Below are 11,827 nucleotides of genomic sequence, written 5' to 3'. Positions count from 1 at the left end.
CAAAATTGAAACTTGGTTCCTCGCCCCACTTGGGTTTCTAGCGTAATGTCTCCACCCATCAGCCGCACGAATTCTCGGCTAATCGCTAAACCGAGTCCAGTGCCTTGCTGAGACTTGCGACCTGTTTCGGTTTGGGCAAAGGCATTAAACAAGGTTTTAATCTCTTCTTTTGCGATACCCAGCCCAGTGTCTTCCACTTCAAAAAACAGAACACAGGGGGAGACAAGAAGATGGGAAGAATTCTGGGTATCTTCGTGTCTGGAGGTCTGTGTGTCCTCAAGCCTCACTCGCACAGTGACGCTACCCACCTGTGTAAATTTCATAGCGTTCGAGAGCAAGTTCATCAACACTTGGCGTAACTTACTCTCATCGGTTTTCACATATTGAGAGATAGAGGCTTGCCGCTCAATCTTCAACAGAAGACCTTTAGCAGCCGCTTTGGGTTGCCACATTTCTTCTAAGGTGTTGAGCAGGTGATGCAGGTCAAAGCTAGTTTCATTAAGGCGTGTCCGTCCCACTTCAATTTTGGACATTTCCAACACGTCGTTGATCAATCCCAGCAAATGCTCGCCACTGTGAGTAATACTATCCAGGTATTCTTGCTGTTGAGGGGTCAAAAGGCGATCGCGCAACAGCAGTTGGGTGAAGCCTAGGATGATATTGAGGGGGGTACGCAGTTCGTGGCTCATGTTTGCCAGAAATTCGCTTTTGACCTGGTTGGCGGTTTCTGCGGCTTCCTTTGCTTGTTGCAAGGCAGCAGTTCGCTCGTCTACTTTCACTTCTAGCGTCCGTAAATACTCTTCTAGACGCTCATAGAGTCGAGCATTTTCTAATGAAATCGCGGCTTGGGCGATGAGCAGTTTCAGGACTTCTAGGCGATCGCTGGTAAAGGCTCCTGTGCTGAGGTTATTCTCCAAGTAAAGAATGCCAATCAGTTTGCCTTGCTTAATCAGGGGAGTACACAGCAGCGATTTGGGATGATGCTGTTGGATGTAGGGGTCAGTTGTAAAGGTCGGCTCCGTTGAGGCATCTTCTAGTACCAGGGTTTCACCTGTGCGTTGTACATAGTGAATGACGGTTACGGGAATATCCGAGTCATTGCCAACTGTTGTTGCTTGTAGGCAGCAATTTCCCTCACCGACATATTGAGCAACAACTACCAGATTGTCTTGTTCTAGCAAGATGAGAGAACCTTTCTCAGCTCCAGCATTCTCAATTACTACTTGCATTAAGGTTGATAGCAGGCGATCGAGGCGGATTTCTTCGGAGAGGGCTTGAGCGGCTTTCATTACAGCAGAGAGATCGAGAGTTGTGAGTGCTCCACTGGAGGTAATTGTTCCTACGAGCGATTGCCCCAAAGGGGCAGCGCGAAGCGATCGCGAATTGGGTTGGTGATGCTCGGTAGGGGAACTGCTGGCGCGATCGCGGTTGAGTAATTGTGGATAGCGAGTTTCTAAGTCTTTAACCTTGGCTAAAGCTCCCCAACGCTGGTAGCAGTAGTGTGCCTCTTTCATATACATAGAGGCAAATTTCTCCCGTCCTCGCGCTAGATAAAACTTAGCGGCTAGCTCATAAGCTAATGCCTCTTCTTGGATATATTCGTTTTCACAAGCTCCAATAATTGCTCGTTCATAAAACTCTTCCGCCTCAAGAATATTCCCCAAGACTCTGGCTTTTTCCGCTTCTACCAAATCGTATTTATGCTGGAAATTCATCGGCGCATGGTGCGCCCAATTCTGCATTTTTTCTTGATGAATGCTCACCTTCAGGAGCAAGTCCTCTTGTTCTGCACTGGAAATATCTGGATATATCGCTAGACGTGCCAGAGAATCATAGAAATAGAATATAGGAGCATTTAGCGCTCCTGTAACACCCTGCAAATACTGTTCAGCATAACTGGCATTTTTTACAGCTTCAGTCAACTCTTCAAATAGATAACAGAGGATAAGCTTGTAACTATAAAGGTAATGAATTGTAGTTGTGTCATTGACACCTAAATAAAGGGGCAGCATCTTCTCTTCGTTGTATACCTCACCCTGTAGACGGCATGGATTTTCAACAATTCCAAGTAAGTTAAGAATTACCTGGTGATGCAATTGATTCTGAGTCAAGGCATTTTCCTGCCCCAGTTGAGCTATGGCATGACTCCAGAAAGCAAATTCCCGTTCCAGCTTTGTCAGTTCCACACCACTGAAATATGAATATTGACTTTTAGTTGTTACGGCATAGCTGGCATATTCAAAATCTCCAATTTCTATGCCGCTAAAGTAAGCTTTTTCATAAAGTAATAAAGTCTCCCTAACGGGATGCATTATATGTAATATGAACTGTGCAACTATAAAATTTACCTTACACTTATGTTCTGTATTATTGAACCGTTCAATCGTATTTAAAGCTAATTGACCAAATTGATAAGCGGATTCAATATCATTGGCTACCCCACTTAAAATGATTCCGTAAGCAGCATAAGTAAAAGCAGAGAAGAGAGAGTTACCATACTCAAGCAATAAGTTTATCTGTTCGCACACAATCAGTGGTAACAGTATCGGTGCAGCTTGATAGGTAGCAGCGCCTATGCTACATAAGATCCGCATGGTTGCCAATTTGTATTTATCTGTCATCACAGGCAAGCTAATCAAGTCCTCTGTACTCTTCCCCCTCAAAGCAGCCGTTGTTTCCTCCAACTTCTGCTGAACATCCAAATCTGTAGGCAACTGGGGTAAACTCACACCCAACTGTTCAAGAACTTGTAGCCCTATCTTGACGGCTCCGAGTTGGTTCCTCTGCGCGATGCAGGTTAGAATTTTGACCTCATAGACTTTCACTTTGTCTAGTATGGTCTGGGCTTGTTGCAAGACAACCGTTGCCCATTTCTCCATCTCGTTGAAGTGACCGCTAAGGTACGCGGTTTCTGTCACTTCCTCATGTAAAAATAAGCTGAAATCGTATTGATTTTGCCAACTATCAATGGTCAGCAATTTTATCCCTGTAGTCAGATATGTCAGCGCAGCATCATAAGCTGTCGCCGCTTTCGCTTTTCGACCTGCCAGCAGGTTCAACTGAGCGATCGCATCTCGTTCTGATTGTTCGCTAACAAGTTCAACGCCAAGATTAAGATGGTCTACTATCTCAAAAACCTTGTCGGCTAACGTCTGGTGTGTAGTCGAATGCCAGAGATTGCGACCGATTTGTAAGTGAACCGCTTGTTTTTGATTTTCGTCAATCAGAGCATAAGCCGCTTGCTGAACGCGATCGTGCAAAAATTTATAATCTTGAATTAACAGTTGCTCATCTAACTCAGAAGTTGGCAAGATGACCCCAAACTGAACTACCTCAATGAGAACAGGAAACAGTTCAACCGCTGATTTTTCACAGATAATCGTCAGGATATTTAAACTGAAATTAGCACCGACACAAGCGGCTAATTTCAATACTTGCTGCGTGGTTGGAGGCAGTTTCTCAAGCTTGCCAATCATCAAATCCACAACATTATCAGTAATGTTTTGTGCCTCAATTTGAGCCAAATTCCATTGCCAAGCGCGTTGAGCAACATCAAACTCAATCAGGTTTTCGGTGTGCAGAGTTTTCAGAAATTGCTCGATAAAGAACGGATTACCTAGCGTTTTTTCCTGTACCAGTTCTGCTAACAATGCGACTGAGGCAGTATCTCTGTGCAATGTCTCAGCCATTAGTTGGCGAGTATCCTCTAGAGTTAAAGGCGTGAGGATGATTTGATTAACTGCGATCGCTTTTTTGCGTAACTCAGCCAGCAGCAACATCAACGGGTGATTTGCCTCGACTTCGTTATCTCGATACGCTCCAATCAACAACAGAGATTGCGTTTCGCGATGGTGTTCCGCACCCGCTTCGCTAACGCTCATCATCAACTCGATTAACTTCAGTGTTGCCGAGTCTACCCATTGCAGATCGTCGAGAAAGATAACCAAGGGATGCTCTGGAGAACAGAATACCCGAATGAACTTTTGAAACACTAAATTAAAGCGATTTTGCGCTTCCGTTGCCCCGACTTCTGGCACAGGGGGTTGAGAGCCGATAATAAGTTCTACTTCAGGAATGACATCAATAATTATTGATGCGATCGCACCTGTAGCTGCCAGGATTTTTTCTCGCCATTGTTGCAGAGACACCTCTGGTTCCGCGAGGAGTTGCCGCACCAAGGATTGAAAAGCACTAACCACAGCCGAATAGGGAATATTACGCCCAAACTGATCAAATTTACCTGCAATGAAATAGCCCCGTTTTTGGGTTACAGGTTTATAAACTTCTTGCACCAAGGCTGACTTGCCAATCCCTGAATAGCCAGCCACCAACATCAGTTCGATTTGAGACTTAGAAGTAGTAATGAGATTCTCTTTCTTTTCCCCAGCTCCCTCTGCTTCCCCAGCTTCCTCCGCTCCCCCAGCTCCCTCTGCTCTACAAGCTGCCACTCGTTTGTCCTCTGGACACGCTACGCGAACAAATGCTGTCAGTAATGTCTCAATCTCTGCCTCTCGCCCGTACAGTTTTTGCGGGATTTGAAATTTGTCAAAAACATCTTGAGTTCCTAAGGAAAACTCTTCAATTCGACCTGTTGTTTCTAACTGCAATAGACACTCTTCTAAATCCGCTTTGATTCCCGCCGCACTCTGATATCTCTCCTCGGCATTTTTTGCCATTAATTTAAGAACAATAACGGAAACAATTGAGGGAATCTCTGCATTTACCTCACCTGGTTTCGCTGGCTGTTTGGCAAGATGACAATGCACCAATTCCAGCACATCATCCGTCACAAATGGTAGTTGTCCAACTAGCAGTTCGTAGAAACTGACTCCCAGCGAATAGAAATCTGTCCGGTAATCCAGCATCCGGTTCATCCTCCCGGTTTGCTCTGGCGAGATATAAGCTAACGTGCCTTCTAGGACAGTTGGATTGCTGAAACTTGGATTTGTACGAGCAAATCGGGTGGCGATGCCAAAATCAATGATTTTGACTATCCCAGTAGCCGGATTGAGGATGATGTTATTGGGGTTAATGTCTTTATGGATGATTTGGGCAGCGTGAATTGAGCCTAAAATTTCTGTCACTTGAATTGCCAGTCGCAGAAATTCTGCCAAGGGCATCGGGCAATATAATTCTGGCGAGTCGTGGCGCAGTTTCTCTAAAGACTCCCCACCAAAATCCTCTACAATCATCACCAGCGTTCTTTGATAGACTTGCTGGCTATAGACCTTAATTACCCCATCCAGATTCAGAGAGCGGGTAATTTCATATTCCTGCTTGTAGCGGGTGAGTTGGGATGCAGTGGGATAGTCTTGTTTGAGAAGTTTGAGGATAACCAGGGTGTTGTCCGGTTGGCTTGTCCCTCGGTAAACTAGCGAATTGGCGCTTGAGTAAATTTGGGCGTGAACCTCGACATTCGGCAGGGCAAGCATACTGACACCCGAGAGTTAACCTTCAAAGACAAGACCGCACAATTAACCGGACTTAACGCCTATTGTTCAAGCTCCTCTTGGTAATGTCAATTTGCTCAGCTCAAGCTTAAGAAGTCTTAGCTCTCAAAGGCTGGCAAGGACAAGGGACAGAAGCACTCACCCGTTGAATACGATTATATGACACTGTTCTAATGCCGCAAGCACAGGCCAATTATAATTAACCGTTGGTGGTTGTCGATTCAAATCCAAACTATAGCGACCAAAACAATTGATATGCTTGGTTATATATAGCGTTTTCAAATGAGATGTGAAACACAAGAACCAACCAAGGGTATAATATTAGGCTAACCTTTGAAAAAATAAAAATGATGAAACTGGAAGAAACAGAGCAACAAATCCAGGAATTAGAGAGTTGGATTAAAAGCCATCTTGATATTAGAGAAATAAAAAGAGCCTTAGCGGTAAAATTAGCTTTGTCGGGATGGTCTTATTGAGGCATCTCTGACCTACTTCAGGTCGGGAATGGCTTTATAAGTAAATGGAAGAAGCGCTATAAAGAAGCCGGAGTGTCCGGATTAGGATGATCGTATCAAGGGTGGAAAAGTTATTTATCGATGCAGCAGAAGCAACAAGTGATAAATTGGCTTCAAATGAACCTACCCAGGAAAAGTGATTTGTCAGATTGGTGCAGCGCGATCGCTTCACGCACCTCTACCAGCATCCATGCGATCGCATCCAGCACAAAAACACCATTCCCTCCCCTTTAGAAGGGTGCGTCTCGGCGCACCCTCCTGTGTTTTTAGCTGGTAATCACCTCAGTTTCATGGATTTCGATGGAGTCGAGAGCATCTGGCGTTTCGTAGAAGGCGTAATGCCACCCAACAATGTCGGGGTCGGATTTTCCCGCTGCACTCAACGGACTGATGTATTTACGTCCAACGATTTCGCAGAACTTTTTGCCGTAAACAATCACCTGTCCGTAGGAGTAACGGGGAGGTTGCCAGTGGGCGGGAATTTCTGCGACCGAGAGTGTAACATCAATGCGCGTCATAATAGTAAATTAGCTCCTTGCTAAGTGTTCGTTAGTTGGGAGTTAGAGGCGGTTAGTGTGTGTCAGCACCTAATCGCTTCACCCTTAATTGAAGACTATAATTTTATTTTAATAAAAATCAAGTTTTTGATGTAAAAATAATTTAAATTTTATATAAAAATTATTTTATACTGATAGGCTATCGAATCAGTCTATAATAATAATAAGCTATAAAAAATAGCTGCACTATAATAGAATTAAGTTATTTTATCTAGATTAAAAGCTAAGGAAAGTAGACAGAATTCATAGCATTCAAAGCGTGAAAACCGACACCCTCTTCTATCGCCTCTTTCAATCCTTCCCCAGCATCTTCTTTGAACTTATCAACCAACCCCCCGCAGAAGCCAACGCCTATCAATTCTCATCCGTCGAAGTCAAACAACTCTCATTCCGCATTGATGGAGTATTTCTCCCAGTCAGCAATGCACCCTCACGCCCCATCTACTTCGTTGAAGTCCAATTTCAACCCGACCCAAAATTCTACTCTCGTTTCTTTACAGAAATCTTCCTTTACCTCGATAAAACCAAACTAAGAAACAATTGGCGGGGAGTAGTCGTTTATCCAACTCGCAGCATAGATACAGGAGAAACAAAGCGGTATATCGAATTACTCCATCCTCAACGAGTTAGACGTATTTACCTTGATGAGTTAGGCTCAACCCCACAACCCTCTATCGGCATTGAAACCGTTAAATTAGTAATAGAGCCAGAGGAAACTGCTGGGACAAAAGCCAGGGAATTGATAGGCCAAGCCAGACTTGAGATAGCTGATGAGGCGGCTCAGCAAGAACTCATAGAATTGATAGAAAGGATAATTTCTTATAAATTTCCCCAGAAAAGTCGGGAGGAGATAGCGCAAATGTTGGGATTAACTGATTTTAGGCAAACCAGAGTGTATCAGGAGACCGCAGAAGAGGTCAAATTAGAGTCAGTGCCTCGCTTTTTATCATTAGGGTTGAGTGTGGAACAAATAGCACAGGGGTTAGATTTAGATATCGAGCAAGTGAGGCAGGCAGCAGTGTCCCATCTGTTGACATCAGGGATGAGTTTGGAGCAAGTAGCAGAGACTTTAAGTTTAGATAGAGAGCGAGTCACACAGATAGAGGCATCCAACGCTCAAAGTGACAACCCGACCAAGGAAGAGTAATTCTGGAACTCTTGCCCTGCAAACGCTGCACGCGCCTGCACGAGAAACGCGATCACATATAGAGCAAATTACGATCGCCTTTGTCTGTAGGCTTGTCCCACTCGCTTCCTCATCCACAAGGCAAGAGTACCCAAAAATAACAACCCCATAACTCCAGCAATCGGATTGCGATCAACACCTGTAATCCAAGGAGAAATTTGATTAGAATACTGCACCAGTTGTCCCACGTTAAGGATGTAATAAGCCCAAACCAAACCTGCGTGCAGACCCATTGACAAACCCAAACGACCTCCAGATGAGCGCTTCGCCCAAACCAGTGTTAGCCCCAACAGCACCAACGCGGGAAATGTCGGTAACGTGCGAACCACTGCTGAAAGGGGTTTGAGAAAGTGCAATAGGGCAAAAATCAGGGCATCAGCCCAAAGAGACGCTTTTAGGGTGTAATCTCGTTGCAACTCATCCAACACCCAACCCCGAAATACCAACTCCTCCGCAAAGCCAATGCCGAGGGCGCTGATGAATCCTTCCAAAATTACCCTCGGTAATACAGCTTGAGGCGTTTGGAATTGAATCCAACCGAGCAATCCTTCTAAAACAAACAGGGAAAACGTAAACAACAGACCAATACCCAATCCTTTGAGTAGGTCTAACCCATTTTGTCGCGATCGCACCAATCCATACTGTCTCAGTAGATGCGATCGCCCATAGACATTCTTTCCCCACCATCTCAGCAATAGCAAAAATCCCCCGAACAATAGCCCCATCGTCAGAATGGTTACTAAGTTCGAGTCGTGAGCCAATAAAAAGTAAAGGGGTGCTGCTACTGGTAGCCAGAGCAGCGATAAAATCACCAAAAATATCCCCAGACGCGCTGGTGCTGGGTATTGGGCGAATTGAGTCAGTTTAGATTTCAAATGGCTTGGGATGCGATCGGTTAGCAAAGAACCGGGATTAGTATTTTATCAAGGCTTTTAAACTTGAGGCCATGCCTACCCTCGACACCCTCAAGACAAATCCTAACCCCTTACTCATCCGGTTCAATGGTGCTAGTTAAGCCGTGGTTCTTCAGCGTTTCGCAGTAAAACTCCGCATGTTCTTGAGCGCAAGTAATCACCAAGCCTATCCCCGTCGTATGAGCTTCCATCATAATGTTGACGGCTTGAGGCTGAGTTAGACTCGCCACTGTCGTCATCAAGGTCTGCACCACATGCTCCATCGAGTTGAAGTCATCATTATGGAGCAAAACGCGATAGCGAGGTGCATGTTTACGGACTGTTGAACGCTTCTCAATTGTTTCGACAGACACTACTCTACCCTCTTGTGTTCATAGGTTTGCACTGCTTCCCAGGGGAACAGGGAAAGATACTCGCATTGTCTTTATATTACTAAACATTGTTGGATTCAATACAGGAGGAAGAGTAAATTGTTGCTACAAAACTGGCGCTAAAATGCACATTGCCTTGAAATATGCTATTGAGTGCAAGACTCTAAGGCCGTCAACAGAAGGCAACGGCAAACGCTAATTTGCGACCGACAACTTTCAACCTGCAACCTGCAATCTACCAACCCCAGCTAAAATAAGAAAAGTTAACTTTAATTAACATTTCTCGTGACGACACAGGCAATCCGAGAGACCGCAGCCAGCCCATCACCTGGTACCTACTGGCAATGGCGGGGACAATCTATTTACTATGTACAGGCGGGGCAGAAGCGATCAGGACGCCCTCCTTTACTGCTGATTCACGGCTTTGGCGCATCCACAGACCACTGGCGCAAAAATATTGCTGAACTTTCTAACGACTTTGAAGTTTGGGCAATTGACTTGTTGGGATTTGGACGTTCAAGCAAACCCGATTGGCAGTACGGGGGTGACTTGTGGCGAGACCAGTTGCATGACTTCATCACCGAGGTAATTGGTCAGCCTGTCGTGTTGGCGGGAAATTCCTTAGGTGGCTATTCAGCGCTGTGTGTTGCAGCCCAGCGCCCTAATGCTGCGGCTGGTGTAGTGTTGCTCAACAGTGCTGGCCCTTTCACGGATACCAAGGTGCCGACTCAAAAGAGTCCCTTACAACAATTCATCGGCGACCTCGCCCGGTCAGTTTTGCTGCAACCTTGGGCAAGTTTTCTCTTGTTCCAGTACGTGCGGCAACGCTCAATGATTCGCAAAACGCTCTCCCAAGTGTATCTCGATCAGAGTGCGGTCACAGACCAGTTAGTGGAAGAGATTTACCGCCCCTCCTGTGATGAGGGTGCCCATAAGGTGTTTGCCTCGGTGTTCAAGTCTCCCCAAGGTGAAAAAATTGATGTTCTGTTAAACCAGCTAACCTGTCCACTCCTCCTGTTATGGGGAGAAGCTGACCCTTGGATGAATGCCAAACAGCGGGGCGCGATGTTCCGTCAATACTATCCTCAACTCACAGAACATTATCTCCAAGCTGGACACTGTCCCCATGATGAGGTGCCAGAACAGGTGAATGCGATTCTACGGGACTGGGTATTGGAGAACGCTTCGGTCGGTTCATCGAATGCGATCGCCAGCGCTTAACCCGATTGATATTTGTAGAGTACACTCTTTGTCTACAGGGCGAGACTTCTGCTAAAAAGACCTAACAAACTCACTGTGTAAGCGTAATACTCTGAGGGAAGTAAAAAATTAAGACAAAAAAATGTTGCCATTTTTTCTTGTTGTTACGCCATTTCTAAACACAAGAAATACTTTTTTTCCGAAGAACTCGCGGTATTACATGTCTTACTGATATTGTCAGTAAATTCCCCATTCTCTGGACATTTTCCCCGTTTCCCCAAGCACTTGCTTTTACGCTTAAGGGCAGCGGGGAAATTTTTTTTCTTGGCATTTCGACAGCTCATACTCTCTCCCTATCCCCATCTATATTCCCCATAAGAAGTTGATGAGCTAGGTTCTGTGATGAGTGGCTGTGATCGCACTCCACTGAAGATACTTAATTAAATTGTGTAATTCTTGGTAGAGCTTCATTCCTATGGTAAAGTGCAGCCATCTTAGTTGGATAATTCGCTGTACCCGGAAGATGCAACTGTATCAGGGTCAATTTTGGCTGGCTGGTGCGATTTCCTTGGGGTGCCTACTCTCCAGCGAAAGCGCGATCGCTCAAATCTCTTCAGACGGTATCATACCCACCAACGTCAATCGCTCCGGTAACATCCTGGAAATTACGGGTGGCGCAACAGCAGGTACGAATCTCTTCCACAGTTTTCGAGACTTTTCTGTCCCCACCGGGGATATTGCGTACTTCAACAATGCCCTCAATATTCAGAACATTATTAGTCGAGTTACGGGTTCTTCCATCTCCGATATTGATGGCATCCTGAAGGCGAATGGCACAGCGTCCCTATATCTCATCAACCCCAACGGAATTATTTTTGGCCCCAATGCCTCGTTGGATATCGGCGGCTCTTTTGTCGCGAGTACGGCAAGTAGCATCCAGTTCGCCGATGGGACGGAATTCAGCGCGGTTAATCCATCTGCACCGCCTCTGCTAACGGTGAGCGTACCCATTGGCTTACAGTTTAACGGGAATGAAGGCAACCTGATCGTCAGGGCTGGCAGTGGCTCTACGGCTGATAGCGTCAATGAAAATGGGGATGCGGGTTCAGTTCTGGATATGGCTCAGATAGTGAACACCTCAGACACACTACCCAGAGCTATTTCTGGAACCCTTTCTCAGGGAAATGATGTGGATTTGTACCAAATTTACCTCCCTGCGAATCAACCCTTTCAGGCAACAACGGTGGGCGGGAGTGTTGTAGATACCCAGTTATTCTTGTTTGATAGCAGTGGCAGAGGTCTTTATACCAACGATGACTCCGCTGGAACCCTCGCCTCCACGATGCCCGCTTCGGCTTTTACACCCTCTACATCAGGCACTTATTATTTAGGCATCTCTGCCTGCTGTAACGACCCAACCAGTACTAATGGATTAATTTTTGACTATGCATCGGCTACCCCAACTGGCCCTGGTGCTGGCTTCCCCCTAAGTGGATGGGACAATGAGGGGCAGGATACTGGAGCCTACATCATCCGCCTCAATGGCTCTCGATTCTCTAAACCAGGTGGGTTACAGGTAAAACCGGGTCAAACCCTGGCACTGGTAGGAGGTCAGGTTTCCCTGGAAGGAGCGA

At 45.7% G+C, this 11,827-nt stretch carries 8 protein-coding genes; 4 read left to right on the top strand and 4 right to left on the bottom strand.

Going from position 1 to position 11,827, the window contains the following annotated elements; genetic code table 11:
- A partial coding sequence (locus tag V6C93_RS00965; protein WP_333474766.1) for an AAA family ATPase occupies window positions 1-5,432 on the bottom strand: 5,432 nt, incomplete at its 3' end.
- A gap of 365 nt (window positions 5,433-5,797) precedes the next feature.
- On the opposite strand from V6C93_RS00965, the gene V6C93_RS00960 reads away from it, so the two are divergent.
- Window positions 5,798-5,926 carry a hypothetical protein gene (locus V6C93_RS00960; RefSeq protein ID WP_333474765.1) on the top strand — a complete coding sequence of 43 codons (129 nt, stop codon included), beginning with the start codon at window positions 5,798-5,800 and terminating at the stop codon, window positions 5,924-5,926.
- 305 nt (window positions 5,927-6,231) lie between these two features.
- Here the strand turns inward: V6C93_RS00960 and V6C93_RS00955 are convergent, their stop codons facing one another.
- Window positions 6,232-6,483, bottom strand: coding sequence for a hypothetical protein (locus tag V6C93_RS00955; protein ID WP_333474764.1), 252 nt, complete (start codon window positions 6,481-6,483; stop codon window positions 6,232-6,234).
- Window positions 6,484-6,781: 298 nt separating this feature from the next.
- Here V6C93_RS00955 and V6C93_RS00950 point away from each other — a divergent pair, with 298 nt between their 5' ends.
- Window positions 6,782-7,669 carry an Rpn family recombination-promoting nuclease/putative transposase gene (locus tag V6C93_RS00950; protein WP_333474763.1) on the top strand — a complete coding sequence of 296 codons (888 nt, stop codon included), beginning with the start codon at window positions 6,782-6,784 and terminating at the stop codon, window positions 7,667-7,669.
- A gap of 68 nt (window positions 7,670-7,737) precedes the next feature.
- Here the strand turns inward: V6C93_RS00950 and V6C93_RS00945 are convergent, their stop codons facing one another.
- Both V6C93_RS00945 and clpS read right to left on the bottom strand, forming a co-directional pair.
- Window positions 7,738-8,583 (bottom strand): type II CAAX endopeptidase family protein, encoded by an 846-nt coding sequence (locus tag V6C93_RS00945; RefSeq protein WP_333474762.1) that lies wholly within the window; start codon window positions 8,581-8,583, stop codon window positions 7,738-7,740.
- A 110-nt stretch (window positions 8,584-8,693) separates the two neighbouring features.
- Window positions 8,694-8,975 carry an ATP-dependent Clp protease adapter ClpS gene (gene clpS, locus V6C93_RS00940; protein WP_333474761.1) on the bottom strand — a complete coding sequence of 94 codons (282 nt, stop codon included), beginning with the start codon at window positions 8,973-8,975 and terminating at the stop codon, window positions 8,694-8,696.
- Window positions 8,976-9,278: 303 nt separating this feature from the next.
- On the opposite strand from clpS, the gene V6C93_RS00935 reads away from it, so the two are divergent.
- A complete protein-coding gene (locus V6C93_RS00935; RefSeq protein WP_333474760.1) occupies window positions 9,279-10,214 on the top strand; it encodes an alpha/beta fold hydrolase in 936 nt (311 codons plus the stop codon).
- Between the two features lie 502 nt (window positions 10,215-10,716).
- The coding region (locus V6C93_RS00930) for a DVUA0089 family protein (RefSeq protein WP_333474759.1) at window positions 10,717-11,827 on the top strand (1,111 nt) is incomplete at its 3' end.

Source organism: Allocoleopsis sp., from assembly GCF_036703385.1.
GTDB lineage: Bacteria > Cyanobacteriota > Cyanobacteriia > Cyanobacteriales > Coleofasciculaceae > Allocoleopsis.
Note: the sequence above shows the minus strand (reverse complement) of the source record. Positions and strands in the feature narration are given on the sequence as shown.

What these genes read in the sequence shown, in the direction of transcription:
- V6C93_RS00960 (WP_333474765.1), top strand. Translation starts at nt 5,798, where the DNA reads ATGATGAAACTGGAAGAAACAGAGCAACAAATCCAGGAATTAGAGAGT.
- V6C93_RS00955 (WP_333474764.1), bottom strand. Translation starts at nt 6,483, where the DNA reads ATGACGCGCATTGATGTTACACTCTCGGTCGCAGAAATTCCCGCCCAC.